The organism is Sphaerisporangium sp. NPDC004334 (assembly GCF_053602655.1).
On sequence record NZ_JBSGDZ010000011.1, the window covers coordinates 155,526 to 181,147 of the forward strand.

Genomic DNA, 25,622 nt, shown 5'->3' on the forward strand with positions numbered 1-25,622 from the left:
CACCCGGCCGACGCGCCGTCCGCTCACTCGCCCGTAGCGCCGTCCGCTCACTCGCCCGCGCCCGCAGCGCCGTCCGGCTACCCGCCCGCGCCCGCAGCGCCGTCCGTCTTGCCGCTCGCATCTGCGGCGCCGTTCGCCTTCACGCCTGTGCCAGGAATGCCATCGGCCTTCCCCCGCACGCCCGAAGCGCCGCCCGCCTGTCGGCCCCCCGTGCCGTTCGCGGGCTCGTCAGGGATCGTCACGGGCGACGACGGGCCGTTCAGCGGCTCGCTCGGGGCCTGGGCGGCGCGGCGCACGGAGATGCGTTTGATCATGGTGCGCAGCCGGCCCGCCTTGAGCCTGGCCACCTCCCGGCGCAGCCCGCCGACCTCCCTGCGCAGGTCGACGGCGCTCTTGCGCCAGCGCCCCGCCTCCTCGCGCCACTTGGCGACCTGCCCGCGCAGCCGCTCGGCCTCCTTGGTCAACCTGACCACCTCGGCCTCGGTCTCCAGCCGGGCGCGGTAGGCCATCCGGCGTCCCTTGGCGGGCACGGCCTGGGACGCGGGGACGAACCCGAGCGTCTCGCCGTCGATCCACAGCGCGCCGTAGACCTCGTCCACCAGGTCGTCCACCAGGTCGTCCATGGCGGGACCCGCGAGGGTGGAGGAGGGCTCGGCGGCCAGGACGAGCGCGGCGCGGGCGAAGGCGGCGCGGCGCTCCAGGCGAGCCGTGGCCAGCTCTTCGGGGGTCTCGGCGAGCAGCACGCCGACCAGGCCGTACCCGTCGTCCACCGCCAGGTCAAGCAGCTTGGCCAGCGTGTCCTCCTCCGGCACCCACCCGGCCGGCAGGCACAGCCGGAACGGCGCCACGCGCGGAGCGCCGCCCGAGGCGAACCGCACGCGGCCGTCATGGGCGTAGTGGCCGAGGATGAGCGCGAGGTTAAGGCGGGGATCGGTGAGCGGCGCGCGGCGCTCGGGCTCCAGCGTGTCCCACGGCCCGGTGACCAGCACCGACACGTCCGGCAGGGTGCCGGACAGGACGGCGTCCACGGTGGCCCGGGTGTCCTCGTACCCGGCGGCCTCGACCACGACCTCCAGGTACGGCACCTTCCACTGGCGCGCGGGATGGGCGCGGAGCCAGCGGTACTGCGGGATGCGGTCGCCGATCAGGGCGTGGCTGACCCGGTCGATGGGCTGCTTGTCGCGCATGCGCATCGACGGGCCGAGGTGGTAGCCCCGGGCGAGCGGCTCGGGGACGAACACCGCGCCGGCCTGCGCGAGGCGGTATCCCATCTCGGTGTCCTGGCCGAGGATGAGCTCTTCGTCCATGGGGCCGGCCGCGTCGATCAGCCGGCGGGCCACCGAGGTCGCCCCGCCGACGTGCAGGCTGAAGGCGCGGTTGGGGGTGTCGGTGAGCCCGTTGGTGCGCTGCACCAGATCGACCAGCCACTCGTGCGGCTCGGCGGGCTCGAACAGGACGGACAGGTCGGCGGTGGCCGCCACCGCCCCGGGATCGGGCAGCGGGGCCGCGGTGAACCTGAGGTAGCTGGTCACGACGAGGTAGGGGGCGAGGTGGTGCCAGCGCATGTGCGCCTCCACCTCGTGCCGGTCCGGGACCACGTCGGAGTCGAGCCAGTGGACGACGTCGCCGGTGGCGGCGGCCAGGCCGGTGTTGCGGGCGTTGGCCCGGCCGGGGACCTCGCAGACGACCAGCCGGGTGGCGGCCGGACGGATCTCCGGCAGGCGCAGCGGCGGGCTGCTGCCGTTGTCCACCACGACGACCTCGGTGAGCTCGCCGGGGTAGGTCTGCGCGGCCAGCCCGGCGAGGACGAGATCGAGCTTGTCCTGGCCGTTGTAGGCCGGCACGACGACGCTGACGCGAAGGCTCGGCGTCCACGCGCCGAGCGCGGGCGGGTCGAGCACGGTGTAGTCGTTGCCGCGGACGCGCCGGACCGCCGGACCGGCCGCCGCGGGCGCCGTGTCGTCGGGGCGCAGGGGCTGGCCGCTCATCGGGTTCCCAGAAAGTGGCGGGGCACGGGGCCGCCGGGACGGGTCACTGCGTCTCCAGGATGCGGCTCGGCCGGAAGCCGCGCCATTGGTTCGCCGAGACGCGCAGGAAGTGCGCGAGGGGCAGCTGCCAGGTGTGGCCGGCGGCGAGCGCGCGGCGCAGGACGTAGCCGAGCCCCTGGGTGCGGTAGATGCGGGCTCCGGCGGCGTGGGCGGTCTTGAGGAGCTGGGCGTCCACCCCCCGCGACACCCCCTCGAACCCGCCGATCTCGTGGTACTTCTCACGAGCGAGGAAGATGGTACCGCCGGCCACGTGGTCCGACCAGACCTCGCTGGTGTAGTCGGTGCGGCGCACGGTGACCTTCAGCGGCTCCAGGTAGAAGAACTCGGCGGCGGTGCCCACGATGTCGGCCCCGCTGTAGGCGCGGGCCATGAGCAGGTCGGCGAGGTGCTCCGGGGAGTACCAGTCGTCGTCGTCCCATTTGGCGATGTCGTCGCCGCCCGCCTTGGCCGCCACCTCGTGCAGCACCTGGCCGAACGGCGTGGCCTCGTCGGCCTCCACCAGGGTCAGCGGCAGGGGGAACCCGGCGACGGCGCGGCGCACGTCCTGGTGGGAGGCGGGGACGCCGTGCAGCCCCAGCAGAACCTCGACCTGGACGTGCCGCTGACGCGCGATCTGGGCGAGCGCGGAGGTGAGCAGGGCGGGCCGCTTGCTCGACATCACGACGCTCACCGTCGGCAGAGCCGGCGCGGCCGTCACCGCGGGGACGGCCGGCGCGGGCGGCATCGCGAGGGCGGCCGCCGCAGCCGCGGACGCGGAGCCGCGCGACCCCGCCGTCCCGTCGTTGCCGTGGCGCAGGACGTGGCGCCGCAGGCGGAGGCTGTGCTCCTCCCTGCGCAGATCGCTCACCGAGCCCACCGAGGGGTCGCGCGGGCCCGGCGCCCAGGAGGCGAGCAAGCCGGCGAGGACGGGATCGGCCTGCTTCATCCAGGCGGGCGCGTCGTCCGCGTGGAGGGGCACGCCCGCGCGGGCGAGCGCGCGGATGGTCTCCAGCGCCCCCGCGATCTCGGCCGGGCCCGGACTCCCGGACGCCTCCTCTGCACCGCCCGCGGCCTGCGGCCAGCGGACGCGCAGGCCCGGAAGGGCGCGGAGCGGCACGATGTCGGCCGCGGTCAGCGGCGCGTCGGCGGGCCGTCCGGCGAGCACCGGCCGGGCGCCCGAGAACGACAGCTCGCCGGGATCGGCCGTCGGCGTCCGCACGTAGCCGAGCGGTGTCGGGTCGCCCTCTGCCAAGGCCTCACCTTTCAACTGCCGGCCCCGCCGGGGGGCGGCGGGGGAAAGACGCCCAGGACCGCGCGGGACAGGGGCGCCGCACCGCGCCGAGGTCCCGCGAGGATGCGCGGAACGGCGTCCCCGGGCGGGCCCGGGTCAGGGCGTGTCGTCGCCCTCGACGCGCATCACGCTCGTCACGCCTCTGACGATGTCGAGCTCGCGCAGCCCGTCTATTGTGGCCGAAAGCGCGGCGTCACTGGCCCGGTGGGTGACCAGGACGAGCTGGGCGTCGTCGCCGTGCCCCTCCTGGCGCACGGTCTGGATGGACACGTCGTGCTTGGCGAACATGTCGGCGACCGTGGCGAGCACGCCGGGCTTGTCGGCGACGTCCAGCGACACGTGGTAGCGGGTGACCGTCTCGCCCATCGGGTGGACCGGCAGGTCGGCGTAGGTGGACGCCTGCGGGCCGTGGGTGCCGGCCAGGCGGTTGCGGGCCACGGCGACCAGGTCTCCGAGCACCGCCGACGCCGTCGGCGCGCCGCCCGCGCCCTTGCCGTAGAACATGAGCTGCCCGGCGGAGCGCGCCTCCACGAAGACCGCGTTGTAGGCCTCGCGTACCCCGGCGAGCGGGTGGCTCCTCGGGATCATCGCCGGGTGCACCCGCACGCCGACCGAGCGGCCGTCGTCGGACCTGGCGCAGATCGCCAGCAGCTTGATGACGTAGCCCATGGCCTTGGCGCTCGCGACGTCGGTCGCGGTGATCTCGGTGATGCCCTCGCGGTGCACGTCGGCGGCCGTCACGCGGCTGTGGAAGGCCAGCTCGGCCAGGATGGCGGCCTTGGCGGCGGCGTCGAAGCCCTCGACGTCGGCGGTCGGGTCGGCCTCGGCGTACCCGAGCGACTGGGCCTCGTCCAGGGCGTCGCTGAACGAGGCGCCCGTGGAGTCCATCTTGTCGAGGATGTAGTTGGTGGTGCCGTTGACGATGCCGAGCACGCGGCGGACGTGGTCGCCCGCCATGGACTCGCGCAGCGGCCGGAGCAGCGGGATCGCCCCGGCCACGCTGGCCTCGTAGTACAGGTCGACGCCGTGCCGCCCGGCCGCGCCGTGGAGGGTGGCGCCGTCCTCGGCGAGCAGGGCCTTGTTGGCGGTGACGATCGACTTGCCGCCGGACATGGCGGCCAGCATCAGCGACCGGGCCGGCTCGATGCCGCCGATCACCTCCACGACGATGTCGATGTCGTCCCTGGCCACCAGGGCCTCGGCGTCGGTGGTGAGCAGGGCGGGGTCGACGTCGCCGTCGCGCTTGCGGGCGAGCCTCCGGACCGCGACGCCCGCCAGCTCGAGCGGCGCCCCGATGCGGGCGGCGAGGTCGTCGGCCTGCTCGTGCATCAGCCGCACCACCTGGGAGCCGACGACGCCGCAGCCGAGCAGCGCGACCTTCAGCGGCGTGCGCGGCTCGCCGGGATCGCCCGGCCTCTCGTGCCTGCCCCGGGCCCCCGGGGCGGCCGGGACCTCCGCGCCGGGCGTGGCCGCCGCTCCGGATCCCTGTGGCCCCTCGGGCTCGACCGGTTTCATACTTGCCCCCTCAGCAGGTCGTCCTCGGTCTCCCTGTGCATGATGACGCGTGACTCGCCGTCCTTGACCGCCACCACGGCGGGCTTGAGGAGGTAGTTGTAGTTGTGCGCGAGCGAGCGGCAGTACGCGCCGGTCGCCGGAACCGCGAGCAGGTCTCCGGCGGTGACGTCCTTCGGCAGCCACACGTCGCGCACCACGATGTCGCCGCTCTCGCAGTGCTTGCCGACCACGCGCGACAGCATGGGGGCCGCGTCGCTGGCGCGCGAGGCGAGCACGCAGGTGTACTCGGCCCCGTACAGGGCGGTGCGCAGGTTGTCGCTCATGCCGCCGTCGACGCTGACGTAGGACCGCAGCCCTTCGACGTCCTTGACCGTGCCGACCTCGTAGACCGTGATGCCGCCCGGCCCCGAGATGGCCCGCCCCGGCTCGACGGTGAGCCGGGGGACGGGCAGGCCGGCGTCCTCGCAGACCCGGGTCACGATCATGCGCAGGTTGTCGGCCACGACCTTGATGTCGGGCGCGTCGTCGCCGTCGACGTAGGCGATGCCGTAGCCGCCGCCGAGGTCGAGCTCGGGCAGGACGACGCCGTGCTCCTCCTTGATCTGCGTCAGGAGCACGGCCAGGCGCCGGGCCGCCACCTCGAAGCCCGCCGTGTCGAAGATCTGGGAGCCGATGTGGGAGTGCAGGCCGACCAGTTCGAGCTGCGGCAGCGCCAGGATGCGGCGGACGGCCTCGGCCGCCGCGCCGCTGTTGAGCGACAGGCCGAACTTCTGGTCGTCGTGGGCGGTGGCGATGAACTCGTGCGTGTGCGCCTCGACGCCCGTGGTGACCCGAATCTGGATCTTGGGACGGACGCCCAGCTCCTCGGCGAGGTAGCCGACGCGGGCGATCTCCTGGAAGGAGTCGACGACGATGTGCCCGACGCCCGCCGACAGCGCCCGCTTGAGCTCGGCGTAGGACTTGTTGTTGCCGTGCAGGGCGATGCGCTCGGGCGGGAAGCCGACGCTGAGCGCCACGGCCAGTTCGCCGCCGCTGCAGACGTCCAGGCCCAGGCCCTCCTGGTCGACCCAGCGGGCGACCTCCTTGCACAGGAACGCCTTCCCCGCGTAGTAGACGTCGTCGCCCGGGAAGGCCGCCTTGTAGTCGCGGCACCGGGAGCGGAAGTCGTCCTCGTCCACGATGTAGAGGGGGGTGCCGTACTCGCGGGCCAGGTCGCGGACGTCCACGCCGGCGATCGTGACGGCCCCGTCCGCGCGGCCGGACGTTCGCGGCCAGATGGTGGGGGCGAGCGTGTTCAGGTCGGCGGGGGCCTGCGGAGGGCGCTCCTCGGGCAGCACTTCGGCGTGCCGGTCACCGGCGGGATGGGCGAATCGACTCACCCGAACGAGGCTATCCGACCCTGTGATCCCACCGCGCCCTGTGCCCACCTGGCGAGACGGCGATAAGGAAGATCTTCCGCGCGGCAGGCCGCAAGGCGTACCACTTCCGGCTATTTGCCGCTTTTAGTCATATTTTGCCCGGCGGGGTCTGCCCGAGTTCCGCGAGCTCCTCCCCGAGCACCTTGCGGACGGCTCGCGCCATCCACAGGCGCGCGACGTGCGTGCCGGTCGGCGCCTGGTCGCCCATCGGGATCGCCGGGGCGTGCTCGAACGCCTCGTGGTAGGCCCACGCCAGCCGTTCCAGGTACGCCGGCCGGCCGGAGTCGCGCCCCGCCCGCCTGCTCGGCAGCTCGGCCAGCACCCGCAGCACCGCCCGGTCACGCCGATCGTCGAGCGACTCACCCCGGAAAGCCGCCCGCGCCCCCTGACTTTCCCCCGGCACCCCCGCAAGGCCCGGCTCCGCCTGACTCTCCTCGGACGCCCCCGCATCAGGTGCTCCAGCGTCGGACACCGCCGCCTCGGACGCCGCCACCGCCTCGGACGCCACCGCAAGGCCCGGCTCCGGCCACAGGGCGGCGCCCAGGCCGAGGTCGCGGGCCCAGCGCTGGACGGAGCCCGCGCGCACGTAGGCGTACCGGACGGCGAAGCCGGGATTGCTCCAGCCGCGCGGCCGGTCCGGCCACGGCGCCGTCAGCGGACCGCCATGCGCCGGCGCCGGGGGCGGCGGCTCGGCCAGGATCTCCGGGACGATCATCCCGGGCACCGCCACCTCGATCACCAGGAAGCCGTTCGGCCGGGCCTGGACCGCCCGCACGCCCGGCACCGACCGCAGCCGCGCCGCCAGCCCCTCCGCCACCTCGGGCACGGGCCGCCCCGCCGCCCGCCGGAGCGCCGCCGTCGAGACGTACACCGCCTCGCGCTCCCAGGACCCTTCAGGCACGGGTGGAGTGCCGAGCACGGCACGCAGCGCCGCCACGATAGGTCGCACAGAGCTCAGGCTACGGGGCCGCCACCGGCGCTCCCCGCCCCCGCCGCCGCCGGGGCGTCCGTGGCGGGCGCCGCCGCCAGGCGCAGCGCCTCGCGGATCACCGCGGCCGGGTCGCCGAGGTGGTAGACGCGCTCGGACGGCTCGATGCCGTCCAGGAACTCCTGGTAGCGCACGGCATAGACCAGGTGCGCCAGCGGCTCGGCGAGGGCCAGCGCCCTGGCCGGATCGCACCCGGGCACCTCCGACGCCCACGCGTCCGCCCACGCCCGGGCGGCGGCCGGGCGCGCGGCCCGTGGCAGGAAGTCGCGGATGCGCAGCCCGTCCAGCACCGGATCGCCGAAGTGCGCGTCCGCGAAGTCCAGGACGCGTGGCGGGCCGCCGTCTCCGCGCAGGTTTCCCGGGTGGAAGTCGCCGTGCACGATCGTGGCGGGCAGCCCGCACTCGGCGAGCAGCGGCCAGCGTTCGACCAGCTCCAGCGCGCGGCCGACCTCCTCGGCGGTCAGCTCCCGGCCCACGTCTCCCTCGAGCAGGTCGCGCACCAGCCCGGCGACCACCGGCCCGCGCCGGTCGTCGAGGACGAGCCGGTCGTCCCAGGCGACCCTTGAAGGCCCTGCCGCATCCCCGGCGCGGTCCTCCCCGGCGCGGGTTTCCCCGGCGCGGGTTTCCCCGGCGCGGGGCTTCCGGGCGCGGGCCTCCCGGGCGAGGGCCGCCTGCGCGGCGACCAGGCGGGCCACCGCGCTGGTGACGACGTCCTCACCGGCGTCCCAGCAGTCCTCACCGGGCACGTGGTCCAGCAGCACGCGTCCCCGGTCGGCCGCGATGACGGCGGGGACCAGGCCGGGGTCGTGGCGGGCGAACGCGGCGATCACGGCGGCCTCGTCGGCGGCGAATCGGGGGGTGGTCTTCAGCCAGACCGGGCCCCGATCGGTGGGCAGGCGGAACAGCCCGGCCAGGTTCCAGGTGCGGCGCTGCCGGATCGGCCCGTTCAGGGGACGACCGGCGCGCGCCAGCGCGTCCGCGGCCCAGGCGAACGCCTCGCGCAGCCCCTCGGCCCGCGCCCACGGCGCGCGCAGCTCGTGCTCCCCGGCGATGGCGGCGAGATCTACCCGTACCGACTCCGACTCCGACTCCGACTCCGACCTCGATTCCGACCTCGATTCCGACCTCGACCCCGAAGCCGACGCCGACGCCGACGCGGCGACCGACCCCGACGCCGAGACCGGCGTCACGTCACGCCCTATACGCCGCCGAACCTCGACCCCGGGCACCCATCCACCCTCCGCACCGGCGGGCCGCTCCGACGGCTGCGCGCGCTCAGGTGACTCCGACGCCTCGACGTGCACGGGCCGCTCCGCCGCCGGGAGGCGCGCCGGTCGCTCCAGCGCCTCGGCGTGGTAGACGGCGTGGCCGTCACGGCCGCCCTCCCCGCCCTCGACCCGGAGCAGGCGCAGCACCACCACCTCGGCCCCGAGCATCCGCCGCAGGTGGCCGAGCACCTGCTCGACCTCCGCCCACCAGGGGATGTCCACGGAGAAGGGCCCGGCCAGGCCGAGAACCTCCTCGCCCAGGGTCACCCACGCGCTGACCGTCCGTCCCATCCGGCCAGTCTGACCCTCTCCCGGTCCGGCCGGCGACCGAATATCGCGGCACGGAGCCGTTCATCGGCACGCGGCGCAAGGAGCTCGGGGGCGAGGACGGCGACCGTCCTGCCGTGAACCCCGATCAGTCCGTCGCGGCGGAGCCGGGAAAGGGCCCGGATGACCGTCGCCCGCGCCCCCGGCAGGTCGGCCATGACCTGCCGGGTGCCGGGCAGCGTGAGAGCTCCGGCGCGCTGCTCGTCTTCGACGTGGAACGCGCCGAGTTGGAGGAGATCCTCGGCGACGACCCGTACTACCGGACGCCGGCGTCGGGGTGACGGCCGTGCGGGAGTGATCGCCGGTCGTCGGCCCCGCCGCCTGACGGCGCGGCCGACCGCTCACTCGGCGAAGGTCTTGCCGGTTTCCAGGAGGGTCTTGAGTTCGCTGAGGACCCAGGCGTGGCCGCCGCCCGCGCCGTGGTCCTCCCACTGGCCGGCGACCAGCGCCGCGAGCCTGGGGGCGCCCGCCAGTTCGTGGGTGAGGGTCAGGGAGCAGACCCCGCCCGGCAGTTCCTTGATCTCATGCGTGATCACGGTGGCGCGCTCGCCGGCGATCTCGGGGTCCATCAACATGCGGAAGGTGGTGACGAGCTTGCGGGGCGGGTCGGCCGACACGACCTCCCCCTCGATGACCACGTCGGGAACCTCCCGGCCGCCGGCCGCGCCCGCCGCCTTGAACTGCTCGGTGGCGCGCACCTTGTACGCGCCGCCGGGGCGCAGGTCGTAGTCGGCCAGGCCGGTGTAGCCGTACCGGGCGGTCCACTCGGGCCTGGTGATGGCCTCCCAGATGCGCTCGGGGGTGGCCTTGATGTAGACGCGGTAGACCTGGGTGTCCGCCGCGCCGGGCGTGGGGGTGGTCATGCCCGGTCCTCCGGTTCCGCGTTGCGATCGACGAGCGCCGTCATCAGACGCCCGGTGTGCTTGGCGGCCCACCTGTCGTGGAACGGCCGGATCTCCACTGATGCCGGCCGCCGTGACCGGCCGCACGGCGAACCCGTGACCGGGGTCATCGGGCGTCGTAGGCCGTCCTCGACTCAAGGATGCCGGAGGCGTTGTCCTCCGCCCACCCGGCCAGGGTGCGGACGACCTCGAGCAGGCTGTGCCCGCGCGCGGTCAGCGCGTAGTCGACCCGCGGGGGTTTGGTGTCGTAGACGGTCCGCGTCACCAGGCCGTCGCGCTCCAGCCCCTGGAGCGTCGCGCTGAGCATGCGTTTGGTGATGGGTTCGCTCATCCGGCTCAGCTCGTTGAACCGCCGGGTGGTGTCGCCGAGCTGGCAGATGACCACGACCGACCACTTGTCGCCGATCCGTTCGAGCACGTCGCGGATCAAGGCGCGGCGGGTGTGCTCGGACAGGGCGGCGTCGTCCGCCTGGGTGATCGGATGTGCCATGACCAGGAGTATACGAGAGGTACCAGGTTCCGCTCCTGAACGGTTCTCCCGGCGATACCAGGTCATGGCGAAGTGCCTTCTTGCCGCCTTCACCACATCGATGCAACGGTACGAACAACAGACCAGGTATACATCGAGAACCACGAAGGAGCTGGGACTTTGCGAGCGATCGGGGTGTACGAGTTCGGGGGACCTGACGTGCTGCGGGTCGTCGACCTCACGGAACCACATGCCGGGCCCGGTCAGGTCCGGGTACGGGTGCACGCCGCCGCGGTGAACCCCGCGGACACGCTGCTGCGCTCGGGCGTGCATGCGGGGGCGTTCGCCGGAACGCCGGCCCCGTACGTCCTCGGGATGGACATCGCCGGGGTGATCGACGAGATCGGCCCGGGTACGAGGACCGATCTGTCCCCCGGCCGGCCGGTGATGGCGATGGTGGATCCACTGCCGCCGGCCGCGGGCGGCTATGCCGAGTACGTGGTCCTGCCGGCCGGCTGGGTCGTCCCCGCACCGGCGGGGGTCGACCACCCGGCGGCCGCGACGCTGCCGATGAACGGGCTCACCGCGCTGCTGGCGCTCGACCGTCTGGCACTGGCCCCCGGCTCGGTCCTGGCGGTCACCGGGGCCGCCGGCACCCTCGGCGGGTACCTGGTCCAGATGGGCAGGCACGCGGGGCTGACCGTGGTCGCCGACGCCGCGCCCGCCGACGAGGCCCTGGTCCGCCGGTCCGGCGCGGCCGACGTCGTGGCCAGGGGGGCCGATGTCGCCGAACGCATCCGGGCCCGGTATCCCGATGGCGTGGACGCCGTGGCCGACACGGCGCTGATCGGCCCGCGCCTGCTGGACGCCGTACGGGACGGTGGCGCCTACGCCCGGTTCCGCAGCGGCGACGAACCCGGCGGGCACCGGTTCGACGACGGCGGCGCGGTCTCCGTGCGGGCGGTCTTCGTCCCCGACTACGCGGGGCGGACCGACAAACTGCACCAGATCCGCCGGCTCGCCGAGTCGGGTGTGCTGACCCCGAGGGTCGCGGCGACCCTCCCCGCCGCCCAGGCCGCCGACGCGCACCGGTCGCTGGAGGCCGGCGGTGTGCGCGGCCGGCTCGTGCTCGCCTTCTGACCTCCACCGACTCTCACCGACTCTCAGCGGGGAGCGGCCGGCGTCCTTTCGTGAACCGCCCCGGAAGTCCGAGCCTGTGGGAGACCTGGCGGGTGCGGGGTCCGACCCTGGCCGGGGAGACAGAGGACCCCTCGGCGCCGCCGCGATAGCCTCGTGCCTGGAGCCGGGGACAAGGAGTGGTCGCGATGAGATGCCCGCTCACGAGAACGGCGTCCGTCATGCCGGCCGCCCTCTCGGCGGCCCTGCCGGCCGCCCTCCTGGCGGCAACCCTCGCCGGATGCGGCGCCACCACGACCGGAGCCGCCGCCGGTGCCGTCCCCATGCCCGCCGCCCCGCGCCCATCCGCGCCGTACCCCGCGGACGGCCCGCAGGGCGGGTCCCCCACTCCCCCGACCGGCTCTGCCGCGGCCCCCGGCACTTCAGGCACCATCGGTACCTCCAGGACCGGCGGATCTTCCTCGACCGGTGGCGGCCGGGACACCGCCTCCACCGACTCGGGGGGCGAGCCCCGCCGGCTGGCGGCGCAGTGGGAGTCGTTCGGAGGGTTCGCGGGCACCCGCAGGGACCTCACCCCGCCCAAGATCGCGGTCTACGGCGACGGGCTGGTGGTCGCCGACGCCGAGCGGCGGGTGACCGTGAAGCCCGCCGAGGTGACCGCCCTGGTGCGCACCCTTCGCCGCGATCTCGGCGGCCAGGCCGCCACCCCGTCCCCCACCGCGGGCCCGCGCGTCTCCGACGCCATGACGACGGTGCTGGCGGTGCGCAGCGGCGGCACCATGCGGTCGGTCACCGCCTACGCCCTGCAGGAGACCCGCTCCCAGCACGGCTATCCGGCCGCCCTCTACCACGCGCTCGACACGATGAACGGCCTGGCGGCCCGGGTGGCCCGCAGGTCCTCGCCCTACACCGCCGGCCGGGTTCTGCTGGTGGCCCAGCCCCGTCCGGGCGAGAGCGGCGCGCCGTGGCCGGGTCCCGTCCCCCAGCCCTCGGCCACGAACGAGTCGATCGCCATCAGGCACCTGTCCGGCGCGAAGGCCCGCGCCGTGGTGCGCCTCGTCCACCGCGACCCCAAGAAGGGCGCCTGGCCCCTCTACCGCGACCACCACGACCACACCTACGCCCTCTCCTGGCGATACCTCCTCCCCTCGGAGTGACGAGGCGGGCGAGCACCGCCCGGGGGCGGAGTTGTCGGTGGCGGTGGGCATACTGCGGGGCATGGAAGCCCGGATCTCTCTCATCACCCTCGGCGTCGCCGACCTCGCGCGGTCCTACCGGTTCTACAAGGACGGCCTGGGCCTGCCGACGAGCCGCACGCCCGAGGAGGGCATCGTCTTCTTCCAGACCTCGGGGGCGACGCTCGCGCTCTTCCCGTACGACGAGCTGGCCAAGGACGTCGGCCCAGGCTGGGAGGTGCCGCGGTCGAAGTTCTCCGGCATCACCCTGGCGCACAACGTCCGCGAACGCCACCAGGTCGACGAGGTACTGGCCCTCGCCGCCGCCGCCGGCGCCGAGATCGTCAAACCGGCGGAGGACACCTTCTGGGGCGGCTACTCCGGCTACTTCACCGACCCCGACGGCTACCTGTGGGAGGTCGCCTGGGGCGCCTTCCCCTTCAACGACGACGGCTCCCTCCAGGTCACCTGAGCCGCCCGTCGACGCTCGCGCCCTCCGGCGGCGACCTGTCGCCGCCGTGCCGTGATCTTCGGGTCCAACGGTCCCATGGCCGTCGAGGAGGACCATGCCGACCGCGCCGGGCTGAACCGGCGTCACGCCTGTCCGACTGACACCCGGGGAACTTGGGAGGAAACACCTAAAAATCCGGCATTATCCACATATGGTGTGATGCCTGGTCATTAGAGACAATCGTCCCCGCACTGTTGATCAACTGCAGGGACCCCCTTGAAACAACCACATCGACGCTGGAGCGTGCCGGCGATCGCCGCCGTGTCCGTTCTGGCGCTGTCGAGCCCGGTCACCGCTTCGGCGGACACCTCCCGCGCCCCCTCCTCCTCCACCGGCACGGTCTCCGAGGGTGTGCCGCCGGGCACCCACTCGGTCACCCTGATCACCGGGGACATCGTCACCACCCGCCCGTCCTCGGAGCCTGGACGGTCCGGCGGCACGGTCGTCGTCCGCGGCCCCGGCGGATCCCCCGCTGAGGCCCGGGTCACCGAGTCGGGGGGCGACCTCTACGTCTACCCCGAGTCCGCCCTTCCGTACGTGGCCCGCGGAATCCTGGACCGGCGGCTGTTCAACATCACCGACCTGGTCGCCGACGGCTACGACGACGCGCACCGGCCGCGGTTGCCGCTGATCGTCGCCTACGCGCAGGACGCCTCCGGTCTTCGCGCGAGCGGCCCGCCCCCGGGCGCCACCCGGGTGCGGGACCTCGCCGGCGTCCAGGGCGCCGCGCTCTCGCAGGACCGCGCCCGCTCGGCCGACTTCTGGAGTGCGGTCACCGCCGCCCCCAAGGCCGCGCGTGCGAGCTCGCCCTTCGCCGGCGGCATCGCGCGCATCTGGCTGGACGGCCTGGTGAAGGCCGATCTCGCCGACACCACCGCCCAGATAGGCGCCCCCGAGGTGTGGGCGGGCGGTGACACCGGGCAGGGCGTGGACGTCGCCGTCCTGGACACCGGCGTCGACACCGGCCACCCCGACCTCGCCGGCCGCCTGGCCGCCACGCGCAGTTTCGTGCCGGAGGAGGACGTAGAGGACCACAACGGGCACGGCACGCATGTCGCCTCCACCGTGGCCGGCACGGGTGCCGCCTCCGGCGGCCGGGAGAAGGGCGTGGCGCCCGGCGCCGAGCTGCACATCGGCAAGGTGCTGTCCAACGGCGGCTCCGGGATGGACTCCTGGGTGCTGGCCGGCATGGAGTGGGCCGCGGTCGACCAGCACGCCAAGGTGATCAACATGAGCCTCGGCTCGGACGTCCCCTCCGACGGCACCGACCCGCTGAGCGCGGCGGTCGACCGCCTCAGCGCCCAGACCGGGGCGCTGTTCGTGGTCGCCGCCGGCAACACCGGCGCCTCCTACAGCATCAGCGGCCCCGGAGCGGCGGACGCGGCGCTGACCGTCGGCGCGGTCGACTCCACCGACGCGGTGGCGTCCTTCTCCAGCCAGGGTCCGCGCGTCGGCGACGGGGCCCTGAAGCCCGAGATCACCGCCCCCGGCGTCGACGTCCTCGCGGCCCGTTCGCGGTACGCCCCCGAAGGCGAGGGCGACTACCAGACCCTCAGCGGGACCTCCATGGCCACGCCGCACGCGGCGGGCGCCGCGGCCCTGCTGGCCGCCGCCCACCCGGAGCTGGACGGCCGCCAGTTGAAGGACCTGCTGACCAGCACCTCCCGGCCGACCCCGTCGTACGACGCGTTCCAGGGCGGCAGCGGCCGGCTGGACGTCGCGGCGGCCGCGCACGCGGGCGTCTTCGCCTCGGCCACCGCCTTCGCCGGGCAGGTGAAGGCCGGCGCCTCCGGCGCGGTGGACCGTCCGGTGACCTACACCAACACCACCGCGACCCCGGTCACCCTCGATCTGGCCGTCGCGGCGCCGAGCGCCCCCGATGGCATGTTCCGGCTGTCGGCCGGCCAGGTGGTCGTGCCCGCGCACGGAACCGCCGCGGTCACGGTCACGATCGACGGCTCGCGGGCGAGTGGCAACGAGCGCTACAGCGGCCAGGTGCTGGCGACCGGCCCGGACGGGCACGTGGCCGCGCACACCGCCGTGTCCCTGGGCGACGTGGCGCACAAGCTCACCATGGTCCTCAAGGACGCGCACGGCGAGCCGATGCCGGGGGTGGTCCAGCTTCTCAGGTCCGGCCAGGACCTCCCCGAGTTCTGGGTCATCGACGAATCCGGCACGGCCGAGACGTACCTGCCCAACGACGTGTACTCGGTGCTGGCCTTCAAGGCCGTCGAGGGCGTGCACGGCCCGAGCTCGCAGGGCATGGCGCTGCTCGGCGACCCCGAGGTCAGGATGGACCGGGACACCACCGTCACCCTCGACGCGGGGAAGATCCGCCGGGTGGACATGACCACCCCGCAGAAGACGGAGATCACCTACCAGCGCCTTGAGTACTTCCGCTCCATGGGCGGCTGGTCGTGGCGCGACTACATGGAGGTCCAGACCAGCTACGACAGCCTCTGGGCCCAGCCCACGACCGACGAGGTCACCCACGGCGACTTCTACCTGGCCGCCCGGTGGCGCAAGGAACTGCCCGCGCTGAGCGTCTCCAGCCGTACGACCGACTTCACCGACGTGCTGCGGCAGGACTCGGTCACCGCGCTGCCCGAGGGCCGCTACAAGCTGCCCGCCGTCTACGCCGGTGACGGCGCGAGCGCGGACTACGCCGGCCTCGACGCGCGCGGCAAGGCCGTGGTGGTGCGCCGCACCGGCGCGATCGCCGACGCCGACCAGGCGGCGGCCGCCGCGCGCGCCGGCGCGAAGCTCCTGCTCGTGCGCAACGACGAGCCGGGACGGCGCGTCCGTCCCTACAACGCCGACCCGCTCACCCCGGCCCCGATCGACGTCGCGCTGCTCAGCACCGACGAAGGGGACAGGCTCATCCAGCAGGTCCGCGACGGCAGGGCGACGCTCACGGTGGAGTCGCGGCCGGTCAGCCCGTACGTGTACGACCTCATGCGCACCTGGCACAACAAGATCCCCTCCGACCTGGTCGTGCAGGGCGGTCCGAAGAACCTGGCCAGAGTGGACGTCACCTTCGCCGGCCCCGGTCCGGAGCGGGGAGGCGGCGAGTACCGCTTCGACTGGCCGTCCTACTCCGAGTGGGGCATCGGCACCACCATGCGCGAGCCGGTCAAGGGGCGGCGCGTCGACTGGGTCTCCACCGGCGCCGCGAACGCCTGGGGACAGGAAGCGTACGTCGACGGGCTGATCTACCAGATCGAGCCTCGGGCCACCTACCGGCCGGGCAGCACCCGGTCGCAGGAGTGGTTCAAGCCGATCGAGCGTCCCCACCTCAACGACAACTACAAGCTCCCCAGCCGCAGCGGGAACTGGCTCAGCCTGGACGTCCCCGGCTACGGCGGCGCCGACCACGTCGGCATGTCCATGGACTACCAGCTCAGCCGGCAGACCCTCACCCTCTACCAGGGCGAGACCCGGCTGGCTCAGGGGACGGGCACCGTCGTCGGCGGGACGGCGCCCGCGGACGACCGGCTGCCCTACCGGCTCGTCGTGGACAACAGCCGCGACGCGGCGTTCAGCCCGTACTCCTCCACCACCCACACCGACTGGACCTTCGTCTCGCAGGCCCCCGCGCAGCAGGACGCCCAGGCGGTCCTGCCGCTGATCCAGCTCGACTACGAGATCGCCACCGACGACGCCGGCAGGGCGGCGCGGAACGCCACGCTGTCCGTCTCCGCCACCGCACTGCCGCGCGCCGCCGGAGCCGGGCGCATCGGCCCGGTCACCCTGGACCTGTCCTACGACGACGGCCGGACCTGGCACCGCGTCACCTGCGACCACGACGGCCGCTACCGCCTGTCCGCCCCCAGGACCGCGTCCTTCATGTCCCTCAGAGCCGGCGCGAAGGACTCCGCCGGCAACGCCGTCACCCAGACCATCACCCGAGCCACCGGCCTGCACTGACGCCGGAACGGAACACACCGGCAGGGCCCGCCATCTCCGAAGAGGCGGGCCCTGCCCACCCGCCATCCGATCCGACCGCCCAAGGCGACTGAACGGAAAGCGGCAGATCAACAACGGAGGCCGGAGCGCGTTCCCCGGGACGCGGGGTGAGACCTATCGGATCGTGCCGTCCGCCCACTCGGAGAGGGACTTGAGTTTGTCCTCCGAGGGCGACCCGGTCGCCGCCGAGTAGAGGATCAGCCACATGCCCGGGTCCGTCGGCGGAACCAGCGACTCGTAGTTGAGGGTCATGATGCCCACCTGCGGGTGGTGCATGCGTTTCGTCCCGTGGGTGTGCTGGTAGACCCTGTAGTCCGCCCAGAATCGGGCGAACTCCGGCGACCGGCTGCCGAGGTCGTCGACCAACCGGCCGAGGTACGGGTCGTGCATGCCCTGACCGGCGGTGACGCGCAGGATCGCGACCATCTGCTCGGCGATGGTCGCCCAGTCCGGGTAGACCTGCCGGGCCTTGGGGTTGAGGAACATCCAGCGGAGCATGTTGCGGCCGACGTCCGGAGCCGTGAAGTCGTCCAGCAGGACCTTGCCCATGCGGTTGATCGCGACGACGTCCAGACAGGGACCGTGGAGCACGGCGGGAACGGGATCGAGGGCGTCGAGCATCATGCGCAGCGCGAGCCGGGCTCGTGGGCGTTCGGCCGAGCCGAGATCGACGGCGGGCCCAGAGGCGGTCCTGACCAGGTCGAACAGGTGCCGCCGCTCCAGCGGATCGAGGTGGAGGGCGTCCGCGACGGCGGCCAGCACCTGGCTGGAGACGTTGGAGGCACGACCTTGTTCCAGCCGGGTGTAGTAGTCCACGCTCACGCCGGCCAGCAGCGCGAGTTCCTCGCGGCGCAGACCTTGCACGCGCCGACGCTCGTCCCGCACCGGCAGGTTCACATCGGCGGGACTGAGACGGGCACGCCGGGAGCGCAGGAACTCACGAAGCTCCGCAGTAGTGGCCACACCTCATTATCCGGGACTCCTCCCACCACAAGACCGAGAGGCCCAGGATTCGGGCGATCTGGGTTGAAACCGCTCCCACCGCCCGCCAGATCGCCGCTCTCTGGCACGCGCCCGCCGCTGTCACGGCGTGGCGGCGTGATCCGCACCGCTCGGCGCGCGCATGGGGCGGCGTCGCCCGCGAGGGTGGTCCCGCCAGAACCAGGTCGGGCAGAACTGGGCCGAGCGGGGCCAGGTACTCCGTTGTCACCGCGGAACGGCTGCCATTGACTGGCACATGCCCCCGTCGACCGCCTGATCCGCCGAACGGATCACACCGCCGCGGGACGGGATCTCCCTCACTCGAAGGCTCCAGGAGTTCGTCATGCCGATGCCGGTCAACCCACCGAAAGCCCCCACCAGCCCCTTCGCCTCACTTGGGGGCCACCACGTCGGGATCCGGGTCCCGGACTTCGACGCCGCCAAGACCTGGTACACCGAGAAACTGGACTTCCGCGTCCTGCACGAGTGGCCGTACGGCGAGCTTCGCCTGGCCTACCTGAGCCCGCCGAACGACGACGACTTCCATGTCGAGATCCTCGCGGGGCCGGTCCAGTTTCCCAAGGAGGTCCTCGACGACCTGGAAGTGAGCTTGAGGCACGGCGGCTACCAGCACGTGTGCCTCCACGTCGACAGCGTCGACCAGACTCGTGCGGAGTTGGCCCGCCGGGGCGTCGACCTGGTCGGCGAACCGTTCGTGGTGGCAGAGATCAGCCGCCGCCTGGCGTTCTTCCGCGACCCGTGGGGCAACATGTTCGAGTTGTCGGAGACACTGCCCGGCGCCGGAGCCTGACCCCGGCGGGCTCCACCGAAGCGCAGTGATCGTCATGGTCGGGCGGTCAGGGGACGGTGACCACGATCTTCCCCGCCGGATGCCCCTGGGCGAGGTGGCGGATGGCGTCGGGGGCGCCGGGGAGGGGGTAGGTGCGCTCGATGACCGGGGTGACCGCGCCGGACTCGATGAGACGTGCCAGCTCCGCGAGGTCCTCGGCGCGCTCCTTGGAGATCAGGCCGCGTAGCCGCCGGCGGGTGAACACCGACACCAGCGGCGCGCGGAGCTGACGCGTGTAGCCGCCCAGCAGCCCGCCGGCGTCGTGGCCGCCGCCGGCCAGCACGAGCGTCCCGCGCGCCGTGAGGGCGCGGCACAGCAGCGACAGCGGCCGGCATCCGGCGGTGTCGATGATGGCGTCGTACCGCGGGCCGTCGCGGTCGACCTCCTCACGCGTGTAGTCGATGACGTCGTCGGCGCCCAGAGAGCGGACCAGATCGGCCTTCGAGGCGCCGCACACGCCGGTCACCCGCGCGCCGAACGCCTTGGCGATCTGCACCGCGAACGACCCGATGCCGCCCGCCGCGCCGATGACCATCACCCGCTGCCCCGGTCGCACGGCGGCGGCGTCGCGCACACCCTGCAGTGCCGTCATCCCCGAGATGGGCACCGCCGCCGCCTGCTCGAACGACATACCCGGCGGCTTGGCGGCCAGCCGTCCGCAACTCGCGGTCGCGTACTCGGCGAACGAGCCGCTGCGGCAGGTGCCGAACACCTCCTGTCCGGGCCGGAACCGGGTGACGCCGGAGCCGGCCGCCGTCACCACCCCGGCCAGGGCGAGACCCCGCACCCCGACCTTGGGGGCGCGCAGCCCGAACGCCGCACGCGCGGCGTAGGGCCTGCCCGTCATGCAGACCCACACGCCCGGGTCCACACCGGCGGCACGCACCTGGACGAGCACCTCGTCCTCGGCAGGCGACGGGCGGTCGATGTCACGCAGTTCCAGCACGTCGGCCGAGCCGTACACGTCCTGGGTGATCGCCTTCATGACGTCTCCTCCGGAGAGTCGGGGTACTGGAACACGTCGTCGAGCGGAACGCCGAACACGCGCGCGATACGGAAGGCCATCTCCAGGGACGGCGAGTAGCGGCCCTGCTCGATGGCGAGGATGGTCTGCCGCGTCACGCCGATGCGCTCGGCGAGCTGGGCCTGGGTCATCTCGCCGTGCTCGAAGCGCAGCGCGCGGATGCGGTTGGTGACACGGGTCGCCCTCACCATTGCGGGAAACCCCCGCGGTACAGGCCGATCTTGGCGATGTTGCCGAGGACGGCCGAGAGGGTGAAGCAGAGATAGATGACGTTGGCGATCCAGAACTGATGCCATCCGGCCATCGCCATGAGCATCGCCGCGACCCCGCCGATGACGACGAACGACTGGCCGATGTGGTCACCGCGGTGGCCGATCTCGCGGTCGCGCACGTCCTTGGCACGGGACGCGCCCGGCGTCAGGGCGCCGAGGACGATCTCGGCCACGATCGCCCCGGCGATGCTCGCGCCCACAATCCACAGCAGGACGGTGGCGTAGGGCACGTCGGGTAAGGCGCGCCCGTCCGCGCGTCCCAGGACGATGACCAGGTACACGGCGTACGAGATCACGGCGGCGAACAACCGGATCCACGCGCGCTTCTCCTCGAGCGTCATGACCAGCCCTCTCAGATGTTAAGAATCTTTGACACCTCCAATGTAAGTCATCCTTGACCTCATGTACAGAATTTTTTACACGCCGAAGCGGCATCGACCCGGACGAGGTCTGATGAAGGAGCGTGAGCACCCGCCGCCGGCGGTCGGGTCGTTCAGGCCGAGGCGCCGCCGAAGGCCGTTTCGTTGCCGTCCGGGTCGCGATAGGTGATCTTGCGGACCCCGTTCGAGTAGGTCTCCCGAGCCGCGGGATCGAGCCCTCGCTCGGCGATCTGGGCGACGCGCGAATCGAGGTCGTCGACGAACAGCGTGTTCCTGGCGTGCCCGGCGTGCTCCGGGCGGGCCTCGATGTACACGTAGCGATGTTCCGCCAGTTCCCACACGGCCTCGGTGTCGTTCGGGAAGAACGCCGGCGGGGAACCCAGCAGTCGCTCGTACCACTCCAGCGCCGCCGCGTAGTGGGTGACCGGGATTCCGGCGAACAGGTCGAGAGCCATGCCGCGATGATAGGAACCGACTACGACAGTCGGGCCCCGCGATGTGCGGTCAGAGCAGGGCCAGCCACGACTACGGCGAATCTCGGCGAGCCGGTGACCGCGAACCTCGGCGAGGAGCTCCTGCTTGCCGGATCGCACGGCCTTCTCTCCACCTGCACGTCCGACATGCTCTGACCGAATGTCCGCTATCGCACATAGCCACTCATCGTCGCCCTTCCTTCTCCACCGCGTTCCTTCAGACAGATCCCGTAACGCTGCTCAGCCAGTCGAAGGACGGAGCCACCCGAGGCATAGGCGTGAAAGGGCGGAACAACACCAGCCAAGGCCCTAGGACGCCGCCCAGCGCTCCGCCGCCGAGCAGAGCGACCGACTGGAGCCCGTTCCTCAAGACGGCAGGTCGTGATGGCCGATCACCGCACGGGTCCAGCATGACGCCATGCGAGCGGAGCGCGGATCCGCCTCACAGGGTGCCGATCGGGGGTCGAAGGGGGCGGAGCCCCCTGGGGGACACAGCCCGAGACGGAGTGCGCGCAGCGCGCGTAGGGGAGGACCTCATGCCTGGAAGCGGCTAGATCAGGGCCAGAGGGTGGGGTTGGACGTAGCCTTCGAAGTGGGCGGAGGTGAGGAGGCGGCCTTCGGTGGAGGGGCGGCGGCAGAGGTAGGAGAAGCGGTCGGCGGAGTAGACGCGGACGCCGTCGGTGCGGCACTGCCGCATGAGGACCTCGTCCCATTCCTCTGACATATCGGCGATGCCGAGCTCGACCAGGGCGGGACGGCGGGCGAGCAGGGTGGCGCCGCCGAGTTCGGGCAGGAAGCGGTGCTCGGCTCCGGGCTGGCGCAGCAGGGTGGCGCCGGTGCCGGCGATGTGCGCGTAGAAGGATGCCTTGCCGACGATCTCGGCGTCGACGGCGGCGAAGTACCGCGACAGGTCGGCCAGGTAGTGCTCGCCGTACAGGTCGCGGGGGTCCAGGACGGCCACCAGGTCGCCGTCCGCCAGGCGCAGTGCGCGGTCGAGCGCGGCGCCCCGGGTCAGGGGCGAGCCGGCCGCACGGACGATCAGGTCCTCGAATCCCGGCGAGCCGGCCACCCCGGACAGGCCCGCCTTCCGGGGCGAGTGGGCCGTCTTGGACAGACCCGCCTTCTCGGGCGAGTGGGCCGTCTCGGACAGGTCCGTCTTTCCGGATGAGTGCGCCGTCTCGGGAGAGCCGGTCACCGGGGGGTCGCCGAAGGGGTGTCCGGACCGCTGGATGCCGGAGAGGCGGTCGCGGACGGCCTTCTCCACGACGGCGGTGTCCAGGCCGTCGGTGACGATGACGAGCTGACCGGGGGCGTGGGCCTGGCGTTCGAGCTGGGCCAGCAGGTTGTCCAGCTCGGCCGCGCCGAAGACGGCGGCGATGGCGGTGACGGCGGCGGAGTTGCGCACCGAGGCGAGCCCGGCGGTGTGCAGGATCGGGTCGAGCAGCGGGGTCACCGGCACGGTGGAGCGCCAGGCCAGGTGGGCCTCGGAGGCGCACTCGGCCTCGGCGGCGAGGTAGTCGCGGACGGAGTCGAGCGCCGCCGGCAGTGACGCCTGGTCGACCGGGGCGGTGAGCTGCATGATCGGCGTACCGCAGGCGGAGACCTCCTCGACGGTCCGCGCGTCGGCGTCCGGCCCGGCGAGCACCATCGACACGGCGCGGTAGGCCGTCAGCAGGTCGTCGTAGGTGGCCTTGGGGGTGACCAGCGGCCGCCACCCGGCCTCCGGCGGCACCTCTGCGGCCTCGGTGGCCGTGCCGAGCAGGCCCACCCCGTGCCGTCCCTCGGCGGCAGGGATCTGGTTGTGAACCCGCGGCTGCACGGCGTGCGGCAGGATGCCGACGCGGTCGTGGCGCAGCGCGGCGCGCCATTCGCGCGCCCTGGCCTCGGAGGTGGCGAGCACGTGGTCGAAGTAAGAGGCCATCGGGACGGCGGTCGAGACGGGGCCGGCGGAGTGCCAGAAGATCGTGCGGATGCCCCTGCGGGAGCACTCCTCGACCAGGTCGCGCAGCCCGCGGGAGCGCCCGGCGAGCTCCTCCAGCCACCGGCCGCCGTTGCCCTGGCGCGGCCCGGCCTGGACGGACTCGACGAACAGCAGGTGCGGCCGGTGCTGGTCGAGCATGGCCTGCCAGTTGTCCGGGCCGAAGTTGGTGACCTGCCGCCACTCGTACCGGAACAGGGCCTCGGACTGCCGGTCCACGATGGCGGCGACGGTCAGGTACGGCCGGGTCAGCGGGCCCTTGGGCACGACGAAGCCCTCGGCCATCGCCGTGGAGACCTCGGGGCCGGCGGTCTGCGGCGTGACGGCCGCCACCGGCGCGGCTTCGACGGCGGGCGGGGTGGGGGCGAAGTCGGAGCGCCTGGGCGCGGGACGCTTGCCGACGGGGGCGCGCAGGGTGCGGGCGACCTCGCCGGGGTTCTTGGTGTGGATGGCGTCGCCGAGCTTGGACCACCGGCTGGCCTGCACCGACTCAAGGCGCCACTGGGCGACCTCGGTCTGGTACTGCTGCTCGGCGAGGTTCTTGGCGAGCTGGGCGACCTGCCGCTCGGCGGTCTTCAGCCTGGCCTCGGTCTCGCGCAGGCGGGTGAGCGCCTCGGCCTCCGAGACGGCGGCGCGGGCGAGCCGTTCCTGGTAGTCGGCCAGCAGGCGGGTGAGCTCGGCCGCGCCCGAAGCCGCCGCCACGGCCGCTTCGAGGGCCCGACGGGTGCTCTCCAACTCTTCACTCATGCCATCACCGTGTCCCCAGACGTCGAGCAAGAATAATCGCAGATCCGGCCCGACCATCTCGAACCGCCGCAAGTCCGTACACTCGGCAGGTACTCGCTGAGGGGAGACGTCACAGTGCGCAACGGGAAGTGGCCGGAGTACGCCGCGCGGCCGTACGTCTGCGGCGCCATCGGCGCCTACGACCCCGACCGGCTGCGACTGCTCGCCGGCGCGGGCCCGGCCGTGCGCGAGGTGTACCGCGCCGCCGGGGCCGCCCTGCTGAGCTCGGCCCCCGTGGCCCCCTACGCGGCCCCGCCGAGACCGCCCACCGGCCAGGACGCCGGGCAGGACGCCGCCCTCGCACCCCCGGCGAGCGGCGGGGCGCGGTTCGCGTGGGCGGAGGGCCGGCCGTCCGGCGCCATGCCGTGGTGGGCGGTGGCCGAGACGTGGGAGACGCCCGGCCTGATCGACGAGCCCGACACGGTGACCCTGCACACCGGCGCCTTCGGGCTGATCGACGTGTACTACCTGACCGAGCCGGGCCCCGAGGGCGACGCCGTTTACTTCGCGGGCAACATCGAGCCGCTGCTGGCCCTGGCCCGCCGGCCGCACGAGGTGAACTGGGACGCCTGGGCGGCCATCTTCAAGCTGACCTATCCGCTGCTGGAGGACACCCCCTACCGGCAGGTCAGGCGGCTGCCCGGCGCGACCGCCCTGGTGTGGTCCCGCTCCGCGCGCAGGATCGGCGTGGACAGGCGCGCCCCCCGCTGGGTGCGCGAGGAGCCCTTCGACCGGGGCGTCACCGGAGGGGACATCGTCGCGCTGCTGCACGAGGCGCTCAAGCCCTTCGACGACCGGCCGCTGCTGGTGCCGGTGAGCGGCGGGTACGACTCGCGGCTGCTCGCCTCGGTGGCGGTGGCCCGCAAGATGGACGTGGTGTCCTGGACGACGAGCCCGGACGACGGGCTGGACAACGACATCGACTTCGCCCGCCACGTCACCCGCGAGCTCGGCATCCCGCACCGGGTCGTCCCGCAGGACGCCGCGGCCTACCCCGGCGAGGCGCGGTGGGCGGCGCGCAGGCTGGAGTACCTGACCAGCCACCACGCCTGGTACTCCCCCTTCGCCCGCGAGGTGCACCGGGCGGGGCGGGCGGTCGTGGACGGGCTGGCGGGCGGGCCGCTGATGAAGAACTTCCTCATCACCGCCGACGCCGTGGGAGCGGGCACCTCGGCCGACCGGCAGGCCGCCCTGCTGTCCGCGCTGGCGACCGGCGAGCCGCACGTCCCGATGTTGTCGGACCGGGCGCTGGCCTTCGTGGACGACCGGGTGGGCGCGGCGTTCGGCCAGGCGACGTCCATGCTGCGCGGGCACCGCTCGGAGCTGCCGCTGAGCGTGCTGCACACCCGCACCGCGCGCGGCATCGCCCGTTCCCCGGTGAACCTGGTGGGCCCGGAGATCACCCCGGTCTTCCCGTTCCTGCACCCGGAGCTCTTCGACGCCGCCCTTTCGGTGCCGGTGGACCGCAAGGAGGGCGGGCGGTTCTACCGGGAGATCCTGACGGCGGCCAACCGGCGGGTCGCCGCCCTGCCGTCGACCAACGGGGCGCTGCCGCACCGGCGGGTGCCGCTGCGCTCGAACGGCCCGGCCGCGCGCGAGTGGAACCACCGCATGCTGGTGAAGGCCGCGACGGTCCCCGGGCTGATGTCGGGCCCGATGCTGGAGGCGGTCGAGCGGGGCCCGGACGCCCTGACGGCGTTCGGGTCGTGGAACTCGCGGTTCTGGCTCCGTGGATTGGTGCTTTTCGGTTCCTGGCTGACCGACTACGAGGACGCGCTGGGCGACCTCACGCCACCGTGGGCGCAGACATTGTGAACCGTTTCACCAATACCGGCGAATTCCGCGTCCCATCAGCGGGGACACGGAGGGTGGCGGCCGAAATAC

The 25,622-nt window shown here is 73.2% G+C and carries 21 protein-coding genes; 6 read left to right on the forward strand and 15 right to left on the reverse strand.

Translation table 11 applies throughout. The features are described from left to right. Positions 1-77: 77 nt before the first annotated feature. The 9 genes from ACWEN6_RS16275 to ACWEN6_RS16315 form a co-directional block, all read right to left on the reverse strand. Entirely contained in the window at positions 78-1,988 is a 1,911-nt protein-coding gene (locus ACWEN6_RS16275; protein ID WP_452570901.1) for a glycosyltransferase, read from the reverse strand. Positions 1,989-2,031: 43 nt separating this feature from the next. After that, positions 2,032-3,279, reverse strand: a complete 1,248-nt coding sequence (locus ACWEN6_RS16280; protein ID WP_452570902.1) for a glycosyltransferase family 2 protein — start codon at positions 3,277-3,279, stop codon at positions 2,032-2,034. A 135-nt stretch (positions 3,280-3,414) separates the two neighbouring features. Then, the gene (locus ACWEN6_RS16285; protein ID WP_354841788.1) at positions 3,415-4,833 is read right to left on the reverse strand and encodes a homoserine dehydrogenase; all 1,419 of its coding nucleotides are present in this window, start codon (positions 4,831-4,833) and stop codon (positions 3,415-3,417) included. Then, positions 4,830-6,212: a diaminopimelate decarboxylase gene (gene lysA, locus ACWEN6_RS16290; protein ID WP_452570903.1), complete on the reverse strand. Its 1,383-nt coding sequence runs from the start codon at positions 6,210-6,212 to the stop codon at positions 4,830-4,832. The genes ACWEN6_RS16285 and lysA overlap by 4 nt, the downstream gene beginning before the upstream one ends. Positions 6,213-6,339: 127 nt before the next feature. After that, positions 6,340-7,200 carry an anticodon-binding protein gene (locus ACWEN6_RS16295; RefSeq protein WP_452570904.1) on the reverse strand — a complete coding sequence of 287 codons (861 nt, stop codon included), beginning with the start codon at positions 7,198-7,200 and terminating at the stop codon, positions 6,340-6,342. Positions 7,201-7,205: 5 nt separating this feature from the next. Next, the gene (locus ACWEN6_RS16300; RefSeq protein WP_452570905.1) at positions 7,206-8,798 is read right to left on the reverse strand and encodes a phosphotransferase; all 1,593 of its coding nucleotides are present in this window, start codon (positions 8,796-8,798) and stop codon (positions 7,206-7,208) included. Beyond that, positions 8,771-9,133 (reverse strand): helix-turn-helix domain-containing protein, encoded by a 363-nt coding sequence (locus ACWEN6_RS16305; RefSeq protein ID WP_452571003.1) that lies wholly within the window; start codon positions 9,131-9,133, stop codon positions 8,771-8,773. The genes ACWEN6_RS16300 and ACWEN6_RS16305 overlap by 28 nt, the downstream gene beginning before the upstream one ends. A 42-nt stretch (positions 9,134-9,175) precedes the next feature. Then, the gene (locus ACWEN6_RS16310; protein WP_380827013.1) at positions 9,176-9,697 is read right to left on the reverse strand and encodes an SRPBCC domain-containing protein; all 522 of its coding nucleotides are present in this window, start codon (positions 9,695-9,697) and stop codon (positions 9,176-9,178) included. A gap of 145 nt (positions 9,698-9,842) precedes the next feature. After that, positions 9,843-10,226: a winged helix-turn-helix transcriptional regulator gene (locus ACWEN6_RS16315; protein ID WP_452570906.1), complete on the reverse strand. Its 384-nt coding sequence runs from the start codon at positions 10,224-10,226 to the stop codon at positions 9,843-9,845. 159 nt (positions 10,227-10,385) lie between these two features. Between ACWEN6_RS16315 and ACWEN6_RS16320 the strand changes: the two genes are divergently transcribed. The 4 genes from ACWEN6_RS16320 to ACWEN6_RS16335 all read left to right on the forward strand — a co-directional run bounded on the left by ACWEN6_RS16320 (position 10,386) and on the right by ACWEN6_RS16335 (position 16,955). Next, on the forward strand, positions 10,386-11,345 hold the full coding sequence (locus tag ACWEN6_RS16320; protein ID WP_452570907.1) for an NADP-dependent oxidoreductase: 960 nt from the start codon (positions 10,386-10,388) through the stop codon (positions 11,343-11,345). A gap of 185 nt (positions 11,346-11,530) precedes the next feature. Beyond that, positions 11,531-12,499 (forward strand): hypothetical protein, encoded by a 969-nt coding sequence (locus ACWEN6_RS16325; protein WP_452570908.1) that lies wholly within the window; start codon positions 11,531-11,533, stop codon positions 12,497-12,499. Positions 12,500-12,560: 61 nt separating this feature from the next. Next, positions 12,561-12,989: a VOC family protein gene (locus tag ACWEN6_RS16330; RefSeq protein WP_452570909.1), complete on the forward strand. Its 429-nt coding sequence runs from the start codon at positions 12,561-12,563 to the stop codon at positions 12,987-12,989. Positions 12,990-13,289: 300 nt separating this feature from the next. Further along, positions 13,290-16,955, forward strand: a complete 3,666-nt coding sequence (locus tag ACWEN6_RS16335) for a S8 family peptidase (protein WP_452570910.1) — start codon at positions 13,290-13,292, stop codon at positions 16,953-16,955. Positions 16,956-17,108: 153 nt separating this feature from the next. On the opposite strand, the gene ACWEN6_RS16340 is transcribed toward ACWEN6_RS16335, so the two are convergent. Further along, positions 17,109-17,957 carry a helix-turn-helix domain-containing protein gene (locus ACWEN6_RS16340; protein WP_452570911.1) on the reverse strand — a complete coding sequence of 283 codons (849 nt, stop codon included), beginning with the start codon at positions 17,955-17,957 and terminating at the stop codon, positions 17,109-17,111. Between the two features lie 361 nt (positions 17,958-18,318). On the opposite strand from ACWEN6_RS16340, the gene ACWEN6_RS16345 reads away from it, so the two are divergent. Continuing rightward, a complete protein-coding gene (locus ACWEN6_RS16345) occupies positions 18,319-18,786 on the forward strand; it encodes a VOC family protein (protein WP_452570912.1) in 468 nt (155 codons plus the stop codon). A gap of 46 nt (positions 18,787-18,832) precedes the next feature. Here ACWEN6_RS16345 and ACWEN6_RS16350 read toward each other — a convergent pair whose 3' ends face one another. The 5 genes from ACWEN6_RS16350 to ACWEN6_RS16370 all read right to left on the reverse strand — a co-directional run bounded on the left by ACWEN6_RS16350 (position 18,833) and on the right by ACWEN6_RS16370 (position 23,699). Beyond that, on the reverse strand, positions 18,833-19,810 hold the full coding sequence (locus ACWEN6_RS16350; RefSeq protein WP_452570913.1) for an NAD(P)-dependent alcohol dehydrogenase: 978 nt from the start codon (positions 19,808-19,810) through the stop codon (positions 18,833-18,835). Further along, the gene (locus ACWEN6_RS16355; protein WP_452570914.1) at positions 19,807-20,040 is read right to left on the reverse strand and encodes a helix-turn-helix transcriptional regulator; all 234 of its coding nucleotides are present in this window, start codon (positions 20,038-20,040) and stop codon (positions 19,807-19,809) included. Before ACWEN6_RS16355 ends, ACWEN6_RS16350 begins: the two co-directional genes overlap by 4 nt. Next, the gene (locus ACWEN6_RS16360) at positions 20,034-20,462 is read right to left on the reverse strand and encodes a hypothetical protein (protein ID WP_452570915.1); all 429 of its coding nucleotides are present in this window, start codon (positions 20,460-20,462) and stop codon (positions 20,034-20,036) included. Before ACWEN6_RS16360 ends, ACWEN6_RS16355 begins: the two co-directional genes overlap by 7 nt. A gap of 152 nt (positions 20,463-20,614) precedes the next feature. Next, positions 20,615-20,956 carry a VOC family protein gene (locus ACWEN6_RS16365; protein ID WP_452570916.1) on the reverse strand — a complete coding sequence of 114 codons (342 nt, stop codon included), beginning with the start codon at positions 20,954-20,956 and terminating at the stop codon, positions 20,615-20,617. A gap of 568 nt (positions 20,957-21,524) precedes the next feature. Then, positions 21,525-23,699: a hypothetical protein gene (locus tag ACWEN6_RS16370; RefSeq protein ID WP_452570917.1), complete on the reverse strand. Its 2,175-nt coding sequence runs from the start codon at positions 23,697-23,699 to the stop codon at positions 21,525-21,527. A gap of 114 nt (positions 23,700-23,813) precedes the next feature. Here ACWEN6_RS16370 and ACWEN6_RS16375 point away from each other — a divergent pair, with 114 nt between their 5' ends. After that, on the forward strand, positions 23,814-25,553 hold the full coding sequence (locus tag ACWEN6_RS16375; protein WP_452570918.1) for an asparagine synthetase B family protein: 1,740 nt from the start codon (positions 23,814-23,816) through the stop codon (positions 25,551-25,553). Positions 25,554-25,622 lie beyond the last annotated feature (69 nt).